This window comes from Chromobacterium haemolyticum, from assembly GCF_002081825.1.
GTDB classification, from domain to species: Bacteria; Pseudomonadota; Gammaproteobacteria; order Burkholderiales; family Chromobacteriaceae; genus Chromobacterium; species Chromobacterium fluminis.
Genome location: NZ_MUKU01000010.1, coordinates 125,216 through 139,506 on the forward strand (window position 1 = coordinate 125,216; position 14,291 = coordinate 139,506).

The window sequence follows — 14,291 nt, forward strand, 5'->3', positions numbered from 1 at the left end:
CAACGAGCATTTAATTATTTTTAGAGATAAAGAGGGCCATGTATATTGAGCGGGTCTTTCTGGCGCAGTAGCGCGCTGGCGGCTTTCGGCGGCGCTGTCGCCTGAAAGCCGGCCTTTTTCTGTTTGCCGGTTCCACGGAACCGCATACAGGTTTCTCTCGTATCCTGTTTGGGCCGAACGATGTTCGGCCTTTTTTCTTGTTTGTTTTCTTGGCGCATGCCGGGAGGCGCAATGTCGGCGATGGCGGAGTGTGAGGCGGCGGTTTGGGACCTGGGGGCGCAGCGCGCGCAGGCGGCGTTGCCGCGCTTGAATCAGATGCTGGCGCGGCATGGCTTCGAGGAGGAGCCCTTGTCCTGGCGCGAAGAGCGCGTGCGCGGACAGCACGAGGACTGGCGCTTTCGCAGCGTCTTCCAGCCGGTGTTCCGCTTGCAAGACGGCGAGCCGAAGTTGTGGTCGGTAGAGGCGCTGGCGCGGGTGTCGGACCGCTTCGGCGGCCCATTGATTCCCACGGTGCTGTTCGCCGCGGAAACCACGCCGCGCCGCACCGTGTATGTGGACCGGCAGCTGCGCTGTCTGCATCTGCTCAATTTCTTGCTGCAAGCGCCGCCGCCGGGCCTGGTGCTGTCGCTCAACGTCAATGCCCAGCATTTGGTGAACGTCAGCGAGGCGCATGGACAGTTTTTCGCCGAGGCCTTGCAACTGTTGGGCGTGGAACCTAGCCATGTTTGCCTGGAGATCGTCGAGGACGCGGTCAGCGACCCGGTGAGGCTGCACGGCGCGGTACAGCGCTACCGCGATCTGGGCTTCCTGATTTCCCTGGACGATTTTGGCCAGGGCGCGTCCAATCTGGAACGGGTGTGGCTGCTGGAGCCCGATTACGTCAAGTTGGACAAGGTGCTGATGCGGCGGGCCTTGATGCGGCCGGCGCTGCGAGACAAATTGGCCGAGCTGGTGGCCATCTTGAAGCTGCACGGGGCCAAGGTGGTGGGCGAGGGCATTGAAAGCGAGATGCAGCTGGACATCGCTCGCGCCGCCGGCTGCGATTTCGTCCAGGGGTTCCACTTGGCGCGGCCGGTGGACAGCCTGAGCTGGCCCATTTCTTAGAGCCTGTTTACGTTCTGCTGCGCGTCGGCGATACGGCGTTGAAAACGAGCTCAAAATGCTCATGTACCACGTGTACATTCCGCTTTTTCGCTCGTTTTCGCCTTATCTCGCGAGCTAAGGCGAAAACGGCTGATACGCTACATGAGCATTTCGAAGGGGTACTCTCCGTATCACGCTCCACAACGCGCAGCAGATCGTGAACAGCTTCTTAATCCAGCGGCTGAAACCACTCTTCATGGCGGCTTAACGCCGCCAACCCGCATTCGGCGCTGGCTTCCAGCCAGACGCGACGGAAAGCATCCGCGTCGGCTATCTCCTCATAAACTTCCATCCAGGTGCCGGCGTCGTCGCGTCGACGCAGCAGGCGGCCGGCGACACCAGCGCGGGCCAGAACGCCGGCTTGCAGCGCCCGCAGCCGCGCAAGCAGGGGCGCGTTGTCCGTGTCGACCTTGAAATAGCAATAAAAACTGTAGCTCATCGGATGTCCTATGCAGGGCGCGCGCTTGATGCGTCGCAACGGAGTGGTTGTCAGCCAACACTAGGCAGGTATGATAGCCGTTCTAGGTTCCAAGGCGATGGATAGAGGAGAAGCGGTGCAGCAAGGGATGGATACCCTGGTGGTGGTGGGCGTGGGCCTGATTGGCGGTTCGTTCGCCCTGTCGCTGAAGCGCGCCGGGATGGCGCGGCATGTGATCGGCGTCGGCCGCACCCGGGAAAACCTGGAGCGGGCGCTGGAACTGGGCGTGGTGGACGAAATCAGCCAGGATTTGGCCGAGGTGGCCGGGCGCGCCGATCTGGTGTTGCTGGCCTCGCCGGTGGGGCAGATGGGCGCGCTGATGGCGGCGATGGCGCCGCGGCTGCGTCCGGAGACGGTCGTTACCGACGCCGGCAGCACCAAGGGCGACGTGGTGGAGTTGTACCGCCGGCATTTGCCGGACCAGTTAGCGCATTGCGTGCCGGCGCATCCCATTGCCGGCTCCGATCTATCCGGGGCCGCCGCCGCGCAGTACGGCTTGTACGAAAACCGCAAAGTCGTGCTGACGCCGTTGCCGGAGACCCTGCCTTCCGTCGCCGAGCGAGTGGCGGCGCTATGGCGCGCCTGCGGCGCGGAAATCCACTGCATGACGGCGCAGGAGCACGACGCGGTGTTCGCCACCGTCAGCCACCTGCCGCACTTGCTGGCCTTCGCCTATGTGGACATGGTGGCGGGCAAGGCCGACGCCGAGCGCTGCTTTGATTTCGCCGCCACCGGTTTTCGCGACTTCACTCGCATTGCCGGCAGCCATCCGGAAATGTGGACCGACATCAGCCTGGCCAACCGGGACGCCTTGCTTGAGGAACTCGACCGCTATCGCGCCGGTTTGGACCAATTGCGTCAAATGCTGGCGGCGGGAGACGGAGAGCGCTTGGCGGAGCGTTTCGGCGCGGCGCGCGGCGCGCGCACGCGCTGGCATCAGCAATTCATGCGCAAGGGGTGAAGATGAGCGTCAAAGTGGTGTTGATTACCGGCGCTTCGCGCGGCATAGGCGCGGCGACCGCGCGTCTGGCGGCAGTAGAGGGCTGGCGCGTTGCAGTCAATTACCGCCTTGACCAAACCGGAGCGGAGGCGGTTGTGGCCGAGCTGCGGCAAGCGGGCGCGGACGCCGAAGCGTTTTGCGCAGATGTCTCGCTCGAGGCGGACATCGTGGGCTTGTTCGACGCGGTGGCGGCGCATTTTGGCCGCCTGGACGCGCTGGTCAACAATGCCGGCGTCACCGCGCCGATTGGCCGGCTGGAGGATTACTCGGCGCAACGGGTGGAGCAAGTCTTGCGCAGCAATGTGTTGGGCCCCGTTCTCTGTTGTCGCGAGGCGGTGCGCCGGATGTCCACCCGCCATGGCGGCGTTGGCGGCGCCATCGTCAACGTCTCTTCCGCCGCGTCGCGGCTGGGCTCGGCCGGAGAGTATGTCGATTACGCCGCTAGCAAGGGGGCCATCGATACCCTGACCCTGGGCCTGGCGCGGGAGGTGGCCGCCGAAGGCATCCGCGTCAACGCAGTGCGGCCGGGGCTGATCCATACCGGCATTCATGCCGCCAGCGGCGAGCCCGGCCGGGTGGAGCGCCTGGCCGGCAGCGTGCCGATGGGGCGCGGCGGCGCGGTTGAGGAGGTGGCCGCCGCCATTGTCTGGCTGTTGTCCGACGCCAGCTCTTTCTGTACAGGCAGCTTGCTGGACGTCAGCGGCGGTCGTTGAGCCAGCGCTCGCGCATCAAATTGAGAAACTGGGCCACCAGCGGCGAATCTTCGTCCAGACGGGTGGCCAAGCCCATCGCCAGATAAGCGCCCTCGTCCAACAGCGGCACATAGCGCACGCCGGGGAGCCGCACGTATTCCAGCGGAGAGGGCAGGATGGCGATGCCGAGTCCGGCGGCCACCAAGCCGATTTGGGTGATCGCCTCGCCCGCCTCCTGTCGCGGCCGCCAGTCCATGCCTTGGCGGCGCGCCAGTTCGCGCAGCACCGTGTTCAAGCCGGTGCCGGCCTCCTGGGGATAGCCGATCAGGCTTTCCCCGCGTAATTGCTCAAGCCGCAGCGCCGGCAGGCCAGCCAGCGGATGCTCGGCGCTGATTACCACTCGCAACGCGTCTCGCTGTAATTCCACCATCGCGATGTCCGCCATGGGCTCCAGGCCGTTGAAGCGCACGAAGCCGATGTCCAGCCGCCGTTGCTGCAAAGCCTGGTACTGGTCGGTGGTGAACATCTCGCGCAACTTGAGGCCGACCTCCGGGAAACGCAGACGATAGTCGTGCAGGCCGGCGTGCAGGATGGGGGACAGCGGCAGAGAAGAAGTGAAGCCTATGCTCAACTCCCCGATTTCGCCGCGCGCGGCACGCCGGGCTTCCATCGCGGCCAGTTCCGCGTCGGCCAGAATGCGTTGGGCGCGGCCCAGGAATTGGCGGCCGGCCTCGGTCAGCTCCACCTTGCGCTGGTGGCGGCGCAGCAGCCGCACACCCAGTTCGGATTCCAGGGCCTGGATCTGCTGGCTGAGCGGAGGCTGGCCAATGTGCAGGCGCTGGGCCGCGCGGGTGAAGTGGAGCTCCTCGGCAACCGCAACGAAGTAGCGTAGATGGCGCAGTTCCATGATTGATATTTCAAAAGTATCAAATGATGTTTAAATATATATTGGACTGCGCTTTCGGCCAAGACTAAGCTCAAAGCCATATTTCGCATTGAAAGCTTTTCATGTCCGCCGATTCGTCGTCTCCTTGCCTTCGCGGCCTTGCGCCGCCACCGTCCGAACCCAGCTTTCCCCCGGCCAAATTGCATGCCGGCACCCCAGAATTTCGCGCCACCGCGCGAGCCATGTTTGTCGGCGGCTATTGCACCTTCGCCATGCTTTACGGCGCGCAGCCGCTGATGCCGATGTTCGCTCAGGAGTTCGCCCTGTCGCCGGCCGCCTCCAGCGGCGTGGTGTCGCTGGCCACCGGCAGTCTGGCCCTGAGCCTGATTCCCGCCGGCCTGCTGGCGGATCGCCTGGGCCGGCGCCCCTTGATGAACGCGGCGCTGGCGCTGGGCGCGCTGCTGATGTTGCTGTCGGCGCTGGCGGACAGCTTCCAGCATCTGCTGTGGCTGCGTGCGGCGTTCGGGGTGGCTCTGGCCGGCTTGCCTGCGGTGGCGATGACCTATTTGAGCGAAGAGGTGGACGCCAAGTCGTTGGGCCACTCTATGGGCCTGTATATCGCCGGCAATGCGCTGGGCGGGATGAGCGGCCGTTTCATCGCTTCCTTGCTGGCCGATCATCTAGGCTGGCGCTGGGCGTTGCTGACGCTGACCTTGCTTGGCGTGGCGGGGGCTTGCTTGTTCTGGCGCAATCTGCCCCCGTCGCGTCATTTCCAGCCGCGCAGGCATGATTTCGGCCGCATGTGGCGGGAAGCCAAGGGCTTGTTCCGCGATCCAGGACTGCCCTGGTTGTTCGTCAGCGCCTTTTTGTTGTCCGGTTGTTTCGTCAGCTTGTACAACTATTTGGGTTTTCGTCTGTTGGCCGCGCCGTTCAATATGAGCCAGAGCTTGTTGGGGCTGGTGTTTTCGCTGTATATCGTCGGCGTCTGGTCATCGGCCTGGGTTGGCAAGTTGTCGGACCGCCTGGGCCGGCGCAATGTGCTGTGGCTGATGGTCCTGTCCATGTTGCTGGGGCTGGGCTTGACCCTGAGCGACCGCGTGACGCTGCTGGTGGCCGGCATCGCCTTGTTCACCTTCGGTTTTTTCGCCGGTCATTCGGTGGCCAGCAGCTGGGTGGGGCTGCGGGCGCGGCAGGGGCGGGCGCTGGCCTCGGCCATTTATCTGAGCGCCTACTATCTGGGCTCCAGCTTGGTGGGGTCTTTGTCCGGCCTGATGTGGGGGAAGGGCGGTTGGCAAGGCGTTGCCGCGGTGCTGGCGGCCAGCCTGGCGGCGATGCTGGCGATCAGCCTGGGCTTGAGGTGGCTGCAGCCCTTGCCGCAATCTTGAGCCTGAAAGAAAAAAGCCCTGCGGCTTGGCGCAGGGCTTTTTCATTGTGCCGTCGGCACGCAGCGGACTTTGAACCGCTTCTTATTGGATGATGCCGCCGCCCAAGCAGACATCGCCGTCGTACAGGACCGCGGACTGGCCGGGGGTGACCGCCCATTGCTTGTCGCGGAAGGTCAGCGTGGCCTGGCCGTCGACGATGGCGGATAGATTGCAGTTGGCGTCGGCCATGCGGTAGCGGTTCTTGGCGGCGTATTCGCCTGCCGCCGGCGGCGCCGGCAGCGTCCAGCTCAGGTCAGCCATCGCCAAGGTGGGCTTCAGCAGCAGCGGGTGGTCATGGCCTTGCACCACGATCAGCTTGTTGCCGGGAATGTCCTTGCCGGCGACGAACCACGGTTCGCCGGTGCCGTCGCGCGCGCCGCCTATGTTAAGCCCCTTGCGCTGACCCAGGGTGTAATACATCAGGCCGATGTGCTCGCCCACCACCTTGCCGTCCGGAAGGATCATTTCGCCGGGCTGGGTGGGCAGATAGCGCTGCAGGAATTCGCGGAACGGCCGCTCGCCGATGAAGCAGATGCCGGTGGAGTCCTTCTTGGCCGCAGTGGGCAGGCCGGCTTCCTCGGCCAGCTTGCGCACCTCGGTCTTGCGGATGTCGCCAAGCGGGAAAATGGCCTTGGCCAACTGATGCTGCTGCAGCCGGTACAGGAAGTAGCTCTGATCCTTGGTGTGGTCCACCGCCTTCATCAGATAGTGGGTGCCGTCTTTTTCCAGCTTGCGCGCATAGTGGCCGGTGGCGATGCAGTCGGCGCCCAGCTCCATCGCATAGTCTAGAAAGGCCTTGAACTTGATTTCGGCGTTGCACAGCACGTCGGGGTTGGGCGTGCGGCCGGCGGAGTATTCCTTCAAGAAGTAGGAGAACACGCGGTCCTTGTACTCCTTGGCGAAGTTGACGATTTCCATGTCGATGCCGACGATGTCAGCCACGCTCATCGCGTCCAGCGCATCTTGTTTGATCGAGCAGTATTCGTCGTCGTTGTCATCTTCCCAGTTCTGCATGAAGACGCCGATCACCTCGTGCCCTTGCTGTTTTAGCAGCGAAGCGGTCACCGAGGAGTCCACGCCGCCGGACATGCCGACGACAATTCTTTTCTTACCCGTCACGGGGAATATCCTTCCATCCAAATATCAAGGGCAAGCACCACCGGGGCTTGCCCAAAGTCCTTGAACCAGCTGTCCACCGCCCAGTCCTGGCCGGAAAGCATGTCGCGCAGCACCGCGGTGTAATGCAGATCGAGCAGGCGCGGCGCGCGCCAGGCCGGTTTGCCCACCGTGTGGTATTGCAGCCAGCCGTGATCCTGCAGATAAGTGAGGAAAGTGGTGACATTGCTGCTGTGGTCCACGCAGTCCATGCGGCCTTCGGCGGGTCCGTCGCGGAAATTGCCGCCCTTGTCCTGCCAGATGGGCAGCGTGCGCGCGGCGATGTGATAGAGCGCGGTGACCGCGGCGCCGACGGCGGAACGTTCGGTTTCCGGGCTGTTGGCCTCGGACAGGCGAGCGGCGAGCCAGGCGTCGGCCTCGGCGGAGATGTTTACGTAGGCATGTCTGGAACAGCCGTAATGGTAGCAGATATTGATGGCGCTGGCTTGCGCGGCCCATGGAAACCAGGCCAGCATAGCCAATAGGAAAGGCAATGATCTCAAGGACATGCAGACTCCGGGCTGCGGGCTAAGGCGCCCGCTAGCGGTCGAGGTGGTGGATGAGCGACAGGGGGTGGCGCTTGCCGGCGCGGTAATCGTCCAGGCATTGCTGCACCACGGGGCTGCGATGCCGGGGGCGCAACGCGACGATGTCATCGTGGCTCAGCCATTGCGCGGACAGGATGCCCTCGTCCAGCCGCGGGTAGTCCTCGCGGCGCAAGGGGTGGCCGTAGAAGGCGAAACGCAGATAGGTGATGTCGCTGTTGGGGCGGTCCACCAGATAAATGCCCACCAGCCCCAAGGGCCGGAAGTGCCAGCCGGTTTCTTCCAAAACTTCGCGCTTTACCGCGTCTTCCAGTGTTTCGCCGTATTCCAGATGGCCGGCGGGCTGGTTGAAACAAATGCCATCGCTGGTCACCTCTTCCACCATCAGGTAGCGCCCATCCAGCTCAATGACTGCCGCAACTGTCGCATTTGGTTTCCACTGCGTCATGGTCTGCGCTTTCTTGTTGACAATGATTCTTGTTTGAATCTATATTCTTGATAACGATTCTCGATTACTTTAACTCAATCCCGAGTTAACTCACCACCGGAACTGCCATGTACGTTTGCCTCTGCCACGCTGTGACTGACAAGCAAATCCGCGAAGCGGTGCACAATGGGGCAACCCGAATGTGCGATCTGAGCCGCGAGCTCGGGGTGGCGACAGAGTGCGGCAAATGCGCCTGCATGGCTAACCAACTTCGCAAGGAGGCTGTCCACGCGCTTGGACCGGCTTCGACCGCGCGCAGCGCCGCCTAACTCCTGACCTCGCCTGTTGCTAGTCTCGGCCAAGGCCGAGCGAACTGCAAATCTCCCACGCACCGCACCTCGCGGCGCGTAGTCCTTTATTTTGCTTGTGATAACTTGAGACTGGCTCGCGCTATGTCATAATGGAAGAATCATTTCTTCCCGGAGAGCGCGATGCAAGGCGATAAAAAAGTTATCAAGTATCTGAACCAGATCCTCAAGAACGAACTGACCGCGATCAACCAGTACTTTTTGCATGCCCGCATGTACAAGAACTGGGGTTTGAAGAAACTGAACGAGCACGAATACCACGAGTCCATCGATGAGATGAAGCATGCCGACGCGTTGATCGAGCGCGTGCTGTTTCTGGAAGGTTTGCCGAATCTGCAGGATCTGGGCAAGTTGCATATCGGCGAGAATCCGAAGGAAATGCTGGAATGCGACTTGAAGCTGGAAATGGACGCGCTGCCGGTGTTGCGCGAAGCCATTGCCTACTGTGAAAGCGCCAAGGACTATGTGACCCGCGACTTGCTGGAAGACATTCTGGAGAGCGAGGAAGAGCACGTGGACTGGCTGGAGACGCAACTGGGCTTGATCGAAAGCGTGGGGCTGCAGAACTACCTGCAAAGCCAGATGCACGACGATTAAACGCGGCCGGGTTTCGACCGGGTCGGGAAAGAAAAAGGGCTGTCTTGCGACAGCCCTTTTTGCATGCGGCGTCCGCCGCCTTATTTCTTTTTGTCCGTATTCTTGTCGGTGCTGGGTTGGGAGGCGTCGCGTGGGGGTTCCGTCTCGGCTTCCTCCCAAGGCAGGGCCACTTTCTTTTTATTGATGGTCAGCACGCCGCTGCCGTAATTGAGCTCGGTGTTGATCTGGCCCTTGTCTTCGACGATGTACTGCTCGCTCTTCCACTGCGCCAACTGGCTGTCCAGCAGGTTCTTGGCCAGGTCTTCCACTTCCTTCATGTTCGGCTGGTCCTCGGCGCTCTGATCGACGGTGAACAGCGTGCGCGCCTGGGCGATCACCAGGTCTTCCAGCGTCTGGCGCGGCAGGCTGAGCTTGGCGTCCACTTCGAAGCGCCGGATGAACTGCGCCGCGTCGTTGAGGTCCGCGGGCTGCAGGCCCTTGACGCCCAGGCTGCCTTCCAGCTTGGCTTCGCCGTTGGGCATTTTCAGGTAGAACTCGTTGATCACCACCTTGGGGTCGTTCTGCAGCAGCGGAATGCCGTTCTTCTTGATGGTGTCGATGTATTGCTTGCGCAGCAGCGCGGGGTCTACGCCCTCGAACGGGATTTGGCCGATGGCCTGGTCCAGCTTGACCAGCGTCGGGCCGTGCAGGTGGTTGGCCGAGATGTCCAGGCGCATCGGGCCGTAGCGGTGGTCGTTGAAGTTGAACTCGGCGAAGTTGAGCTTGCCGCGGGTGTTGACGTAGTCGTCCTGCTCGCTGGTGACGATTTGATAGCGGAAATCCTTCAGCGTCACCGCGGACGGCTTGAATTCGCCGGACGGGTTGATGAACTCCCCAACGCGCACGCGGGTCATCAGATAGACCAGCTCGTTCAGCTTGATGCTGTAGGGCACGCTTTCGCGGGAGTTGAGCCGGACATTGCCCACGGTCAGTTCGCTGGTGCCCAGCTTGACGCCGGTGCTGCCCGGACGGATGTCGGAAACGTAGCGCACGCCGTCGAAGGCGACCGTGCCTTTGCTGGCGGCTTCCAGCAGGAAGCCGGGAGACAGAGCTTCGGTTTTGTATTCCTTGTAGCCGTTTGCGTAGTCGAGCTTCAGGTCAAAGCCCTTCCATTTCATCTTCACGCCGGACAGCGCTTCCTCATAGTCGAAGGCCGGAACCTTGACGTCCAGTTCGCCGCCGCCGCCGAAGCCCAGACGGTTGAAGATGGTGATGGGTTCCTTGTCGCCGAAGAAGCTGGCCAGCGTCTTGCGGGTGGAGTCGCTCATCGCGAACTCGGTGAGTACCAGCGCGCGGCCGGGCCGGAAGTCGAAATCGCCGATGCCGGGAAGGGGGCCGTGCTTGACGTGGTTGGTGAACTTGATGGTGGCGTTCAGCAAGGGCTTCACATTGTCGGGCAGCATGTTTTCATACGGGCCGGACAAATGGCGGTTGAACACCAGTTCTGTGGTTTCCGTGGAGGAGAACCAACCGCGTTGGTAGCTGTGGGATTTGACTTTGAACAGCGGCAGGTCGGCCAGCATCTTGTGCTGTTCCTGCAAGGTCTGCTCCGCCTTGACGCCGGCCCACAGGGTTGCGCCTCCATACAGAACGAACAGGCCACCGAGGGTGGCGCCGGCAATGATCAGACGACGATTTGGCAACACTAGCGCTTTTTCTTAACTAGGATGGAATGAGGCCCTATGGTACACCATCGTCCGCCGCTTGCGTTACTGCCGCCGAGTGAACCCAAGGGCGTCGGCGGGGTCCAAATTCGCGTTTGCGGCGGACAGATAGCCGGCGCAAACGCAAAACGGTCTGACATCGGCGGACCGCTTGTATAGAATAGAGTCTTTCTTCTAGATTGATTTACGAGGCGCGATTAGTACATGAATTGGATAAACGGCGTGCTTGACCTCCCCTGGTGGGGCTATATCGTGGTCGCTTTGGCGCTGACCCACATCACCATCGCAGCGGTCACCATCTTTCTGCATCGTCACCAAGCGCACCGCGCGCTCGATTTGCATCCCATCCCCAGTCACTTCTTCCGCTTCTGGTTGTGGCTGACCACCGGCATGGTCACCAAGCAGTGGGCGGCCATCCATCGCAAGCATCATGCCAAGTGCGAGACCGCGGACGATCCGCACAGCCCGCAGGTATTGGGCATCAAGAAAGTATTGTGGGAGGGCGCGGAACTGTACCGCGGCGCCTGCAAGGATCAGGCCATCATGGACAAGTTCGGCCACGGCACGCCGGACGATTGGCTGGAGCGCAATGTCTACACTCGTCACAGCGCCAAGGGCATCGTGCTGATGCTGCTGATCAATCTGGTCTTGTTCGGACCGGCGGGGCTGACGATCTGGGCGGTGCAGATGATCTGGATCCCGTTCTGGGCGGCTGGGGTCATCAACGGTATTGGCCACTTCTGGGGCTATCGCAATTTCGAGAACGAGGACGCGTCCACCAATATCTTCCCCTGGGGCATCCTGGTGGGCGGCGAGGAGCTGCACAACAACCACCATACCTTCGGCACCTCGGCCAAGCTGTCGTATAAATGGTACGAGTTCGACATCGGCTGGATGTATATCCGCATTCTGGAAATCCTGGGCCTGGCCAAGGTACGCAAGGTGGCGCCGCGCTTGGCCGAGGACGCTTCGCGTCAGCAACTGGACCTCGAGCATCTGCAGGCCATCATTTCCAATCGCTACGCCATCGCTTCCCGTTACGCGCGTGAGTTGAAGGAGGTGTATCGCAGCGAGTTGGACAAGATCAATCTGCCTGACTTTTCCGGCAGCAAGCTCAGCCGCAAGATGAAAGTGTGGTTGAAGCAGGATGCTAAGGACACGCCGGAAACCGAGCGCATGCAGTTGGCGGCTTTGATGGAACACAGCCAGGTGTTGGCCACGGTGTATTCGATGCGTCAGGAGTTGACCCGTTTGTGGGAGCGTTCCACGCTGAGCCGCGAGCAGCTGCTCAAGGAGCTGCAGGATTGGTGCGCCCGCGCCGAGGCTTCCGGAATCGCCGCCTTGCAGCGTTTCTCGATCAGCTTGCGTCAGGCCGCGATGGTTTAAGCCGGTTTGATTCGATAAAAACCCGCAGCGCGCTGCGGGTTTTTTTGCGTCCACGCCGGTCGGCGATTATGTTTGATTCATGACGATTAGATTTATTTTTTATATAAAAATAAGAAATAAAAGTTATATTTGTAATAATATTTGGAAATATAATGAGCCATGTTGATGCAACTCTGCGAGATGGACATGGCCACACTGCAACTGACCGACGGGGCGAGCGAGCTGCCCTATATTCATGGTTTTTCCGCCGCCGAGCAGGCGCGTTTGGTGCGTCAGGCGCGCTTCTCGGAGTCCGTTGTGTACCGGGACATCGATTTCTCCGGCGTCGGCCAACTGCTGGAGGTGGGGTGCGGGGTGGGCGCGCAGACCGAGATCCTGTTGCGGCGTTATCCTGATCTGGAGGTGACCGGCGTCGACTTCAGTCAGCGTCAGTTGGCGGTGGCGCGCCAGCGTCTGCAAGGCAGCCCATGCCAGGACCGCGCCCGCTTGCTGCATATGGACGCCGAGGATTTGGACTTCCAGCCGGCCAGCTTCGATGCCGCCTTCCTGTGCTGGGTGTTGGAGCACGTATTGTCGCCGGAGAGGGTGTTGGCCGAGGTGCGCCGCGTCTTGAAGCCGGGCGCGCGGCTGTACGCTACCGAGGCGATGAACGCCTCCTTCTTCCTGTCGCCTTATTCCTCCCATCTGCAGCAATACTGGCTGGCTTTCAACGATCACCAACTGGCGGTGGGAGGGGATCCCTTCGTAGGCGCCAAGTTGGGCAATATGCTGCTGCGGCTGGGTTTTCGCCATGTTGAAACCCAGGTCAAGACCTGGCATCTGGACAGCCGCGACCCGCACCGCCGACAGCAAGTGCTGGACTACTGGACCGAGTTGTTGTTGTCGGCCGCGGATCAGTTGATCGAGGCCGGGCGAGTGGACGCCGCGCTGGTGGCGGCGATGACGCGGGAACTGCGCCAATTGCGCAGCAATCCGGAGCTGGTGTTTTTCTATAGTTTTCTGCAAGCCACCGCCGTGGTGTGAAGCGGCGGTTTTTTTATTCTCTCTATATAACTATAAGTTTTTAAAAATAATATTTATATGCGGTAGCTAGGAGATTTCAATATGCAAGACCAATCCGTTTTGTCCTTGATCGGCAATACGCCGCTGGTGAAGGTGGCGCATCTGGACACCGGCCTGTGCGAGCTGTATTTGAAACTGGAAAGCCACAATCCAGGCGGTTCGATCAAGGACCGGGTGGCGCTGTCGATGATTGCCGCGGCCGAGCGCGAAGGCAAGCTGAAACCGGGCGGCACCATCGTGGAGGCCACCGCCGGCAACACCGGTTTGGGGTTGGCGCTAGTGGCTTCGCAAAAAGGCTACCGGCTGGTGCTGGTGGTGCCGGACAAGATGAGCCGGGAGAAGATTCTGCATCTGCAGGCCTTGGGCGCGGAAGTGGTGCTGACCCGATCCGACGTGGGCAAGGGGCATCCGGAGTATTACCAGGACTTGGCCGCGCGCATAGCTAAGGAAACGCCGGACGCTTACTACATCGACCAATTCAACAACCCGGCCAATCCGCTGGCGCATGAAATCGGCACCGGTCCGGAGATCTGGGAGCAGATGCGTCATGAACTGGACGCGGTGGTGGTGGGCGTGGGCTCCAGCGGCACCTTGACCGGGCTGACGCGTTTTTTCAGCCGAGAGGCGCCGCAAGTGGAGATCGTGCTGGCGGATCCGGTGGGCTCGGTATTGGCCGACCATGTTGAAACCGGACGGCACGGCGAGGCCGGCAGCTGGCTGATCGAAGGCATAGGCGAGGACTTCATTCCGCCGCAAACCGATTTCAGCCTGGTCAAGCGCGCTTATCGCATCAGCGACCAGGAAAGCTTCGACAGCGCCCGTCTTTTGCTGAGCCGGGAGGGCATTTTGGCCGGATCCTCGTCCGGCGCGCTGCTGGCGGCGGCCTTGCGTTATTGCCGCGCCCAAACCGAGCCCAAACGCGTGGTGACGCTGGTGTGCGACAGCGGCAACAAGTATCTGTCCAAGATGTACAACGACGATTGGCTGGTGGACAACGGCCTGGTGGAGCTGCCGCGGCTGGGCGATCTGACCGACTTGATCGTGCGCCGACACGCCGACGGCAGCACCGTTTCCTGCCACCCGGACGAGCCCTTGAACGTGGTCTACCAGCGCATGCGTTTGCACGATGTGTCGCAGTTGCCGGTGCTGGCCGACGATAAGGTGGTCGGTATCCTGGACGAATGGGATTTGCTGCTGTCGGTGCACGGCGAGCCGGAAAACTTCCGCCAGAACGTGCGCAGCGCGATGACCAGCGAGGTGCGCACCCTGTCGCCGCGCGCTTCGCTGCAAGACCTGCTGCATATTTTCAACGATGGCCACGTCGCCCTGATGGTGGACGGCGAGCGCTATCTGGGCCTGATCACTCAGGCCGACCTGCTGGCCTTCTGGCGCCGTCAGCCGCGCTCGCGTTCCGTCTAGTCCCGC

General features: G+C 61.6%; 15 protein-coding genes. 9 read left to right on the forward strand and 6 right to left on the reverse strand.

Annotated features, from left to right (window positions below; all coding sequences use genetic code 11):
- Positions 1-231: 231 nt before the first annotated feature.
- Entirely contained in the window at positions 232-1,104 is an 873-nt protein-coding gene (locus B0T39_RS09890; protein WP_176219532.1) for an EAL domain-containing protein, read from the forward strand.
- 208 nt (positions 1,105-1,312) lie between these two features.
- On the opposite strand, the gene B0T39_RS09895 is transcribed toward B0T39_RS09890, so the two are convergent.
- Positions 1,313-1,582 (reverse strand): DUF4936 family protein, encoded by a 270-nt coding sequence (locus B0T39_RS09895; RefSeq protein ID WP_081546178.1) that lies wholly within the window; start codon positions 1,580-1,582, stop codon positions 1,313-1,315.
- 70 nt (positions 1,583-1,652) lie between these two features.
- Between B0T39_RS09895 and B0T39_RS09900 the strand changes: the two genes are divergently transcribed.
- Together B0T39_RS09900 and B0T39_RS09905 are read left to right on the forward strand one after the other, a co-directional pair.
- Entirely contained in the window at positions 1,653-2,582 is a 930-nt protein-coding gene (locus B0T39_RS09900) for a prephenate dehydrogenase (protein ID WP_231138232.1), read from the forward strand.
- A 2-nt stretch (positions 2,583-2,584) separates the two neighbouring features.
- Entirely contained in the window at positions 2,585-3,334 is a 750-nt protein-coding gene (locus tag B0T39_RS09905) for an SDR family oxidoreductase (RefSeq protein ID WP_081546180.1), read from the forward strand.
- Here the strand turns inward: B0T39_RS09905 and B0T39_RS09910 are convergent.
- Positions 3,318-4,220 (reverse strand): LysR substrate-binding domain-containing protein, encoded by a 903-nt coding sequence (locus tag B0T39_RS09910; protein ID WP_081546182.1) that lies wholly within the window; start codon positions 4,218-4,220, stop codon positions 3,318-3,320. The genes B0T39_RS09905 and B0T39_RS09910 overlap by 17 nt on opposite strands.
- A 101-nt stretch (positions 4,221-4,321) precedes the next feature.
- Between B0T39_RS09910 and B0T39_RS09915 the strand changes: the two genes are divergently transcribed.
- Positions 4,322-5,584, forward strand: a complete 1,263-nt coding sequence (locus B0T39_RS09915; RefSeq protein ID WP_081546184.1) for an MFS transporter — start codon at positions 4,322-4,324, stop codon at positions 5,582-5,584.
- 81 nt (positions 5,585-5,665) lie between these two features.
- Here the strand turns inward: B0T39_RS09915 and mnmA are convergent, their stop codons facing one another.
- Genes mnmA through B0T39_RS09930 form a run of 3 tightly spaced genes read right to left on the reverse strand, consistent with a single transcriptional unit; the run spans position 5,666 to position 7,771 of the window.
- A complete protein-coding gene (gene mnmA / locus B0T39_RS09920) occupies positions 5,666-6,742 on the reverse strand; it encodes a tRNA 2-thiouridine(34) synthase MnmA (RefSeq protein WP_081546186.1) in 1,077 nt (358 codons plus the stop codon).
- A complete protein-coding gene (locus B0T39_RS09925; RefSeq protein ID WP_231138230.1) occupies positions 6,739-7,287 on the reverse strand; it encodes a hypothetical protein in 549 nt (182 codons plus the stop codon). Before B0T39_RS09925 ends, mnmA begins: the two co-directional genes overlap by 4 nt.
- 31 nt (positions 7,288-7,318) lie before the next feature.
- The gene (locus B0T39_RS09930) at positions 7,319-7,771 is read right to left on the reverse strand and encodes an NUDIX hydrolase (protein ID WP_043635827.1); all 453 of its coding nucleotides are present in this window, start codon (positions 7,769-7,771) and stop codon (positions 7,319-7,321) included.
- Between the two features lie 107 nt (positions 7,772-7,878).
- Between B0T39_RS09930 and B0T39_RS26470 the strand changes: the two genes are divergently transcribed.
- Complete coding sequence (locus B0T39_RS26470) at positions 7,879-8,079, forward strand: (2Fe-2S)-binding protein (protein ID WP_043635824.1); 201 nt, start codon at positions 7,879-7,881, stop codon at positions 8,077-8,079.
- Positions 8,080-8,241: 162 nt separating this feature from the next.
- Entirely contained in the window at positions 8,242-8,715 is a 474-nt protein-coding gene (bfr, locus tag B0T39_RS09940) for a bacterioferritin (protein ID WP_019103979.1), read from the forward strand.
- An 80-nt stretch (positions 8,716-8,795) separates the two neighbouring features.
- On the opposite strand, the gene B0T39_RS09945 is transcribed toward bfr, so the two are convergent.
- A complete protein-coding gene (locus B0T39_RS09945) occupies positions 8,796-10,400 on the reverse strand; it encodes a YdgA family protein (protein ID WP_081546190.1) in 1,605 nt (534 codons plus the stop codon).
- Positions 10,401-10,622: 222 nt separating this feature from the next.
- Between B0T39_RS09945 and B0T39_RS09950 the strand changes: the two genes are divergently transcribed.
- The 3 genes from B0T39_RS09950 (at position 10,623) to B0T39_RS09960 (ending at position 14,285) form a co-directional block, all read left to right on the forward strand.
- The gene (locus B0T39_RS09950) at positions 10,623-11,804 is read left to right on the forward strand and encodes a DesA family fatty acid desaturase (RefSeq protein ID WP_081546192.1); all 1,182 of its coding nucleotides are present in this window, start codon (positions 10,623-10,625) and stop codon (positions 11,802-11,804) included.
- Positions 11,805-11,963: 159 nt separating this feature from the next.
- Positions 11,964-12,827, forward strand: coding sequence for a class I SAM-dependent methyltransferase (locus tag B0T39_RS09955; RefSeq protein WP_254894533.1), 864 nt, complete (start codon positions 11,964-11,966; stop codon positions 12,825-12,827).
- 81 nt (positions 12,828-12,908) lie between these two features.
- A complete protein-coding gene (locus tag B0T39_RS09960) occupies positions 12,909-14,285 on the forward strand; it encodes a pyridoxal-phosphate dependent enzyme (protein ID WP_081546194.1) in 1,377 nt (458 codons plus the stop codon).
- The last annotated feature ends 6 nt before the right edge of the window (positions 14,286-14,291 follow it).

Excerpts from the sequence above, each read along its gene's own strand:
- B0T39_RS09900 (WP_231138232.1), top strand. The coding sequence starts at position 1,653 with ATGATAGCCGTTCTAGGTTCCAAGGCGATGGATAGAGGAGAAGCGGTG.
- B0T39_RS09890 (WP_176219532.1), top strand. The coding sequence starts at position 232 with ATGTCGGCGATGGCGGAGTGTGAGGCGGCGGTTTGGGACCTGGGGGCG.
- B0T39_RS09960 (WP_081546194.1), top strand. The coding sequence starts at position 12,909 with ATGCAAGACCAATCCGTTTTGTCCTTGATCGGCAATACGCCGCTGGTG.
- B0T39_RS09910 (WP_081546182.1), bottom strand. The coding sequence starts at position 4,220 with ATGGAACTGCGCCATCTACGCTACTTCGTTGCGGTTGCCGAGGAGCTC.
- B0T39_RS09905 (WP_081546180.1), top strand. The coding sequence starts at position 2,585 with ATGAGCGTCAAAGTGGTGTTGATTACCGGCGCTTCGCGCGGCATAGGC.
- B0T39_RS09925 (WP_231138230.1), bottom strand. The coding sequence starts at position 7,287 with ATGTCCTTGAGATCATTGCCTTTCCTATTGGCTATGCTGGCCTGGTTT.
- bfr (WP_019103979.1), top strand. The coding sequence starts at position 8,242 with ATGCAAGGCGATAAAAAAGTTATCAAGTATCTGAACCAGATCCTCAAG.
- B0T39_RS09930 (WP_043635827.1), bottom strand. The coding sequence starts at position 7,771 with ATGACGCAGTGGAAACCAAATGCGACAGTTGCGGCAGTCATTGAGCTG.
- B0T39_RS09950 (WP_081546192.1), top strand. The coding sequence starts at position 10,623 with ATGAATTGGATAAACGGCGTGCTTGACCTCCCCTGGTGGGGCTATATC.
- B0T39_RS09915 (WP_081546184.1), top strand. The coding sequence starts at position 4,322 with ATGTCCGCCGATTCGTCGTCTCCTTGCCTTCGCGGCCTTGCGCCGCCA.
- B0T39_RS09895 (WP_081546178.1), bottom strand. The coding sequence starts at position 1,582 with ATGAGCTACAGTTTTTATTGCTATTTCAAGGTCGACACGGACAACGCG.
- B0T39_RS09955 (WP_254894533.1), top strand. The coding sequence starts at position 11,964 with ATGTTGATGCAACTCTGCGAGATGGACATGGCCACACTGCAACTGACC.
- B0T39_RS26470 (WP_043635824.1), top strand. The coding sequence starts at position 7,879 with ATGTACGTTTGCCTCTGCCACGCTGTGACTGACAAGCAAATCCGCGAA.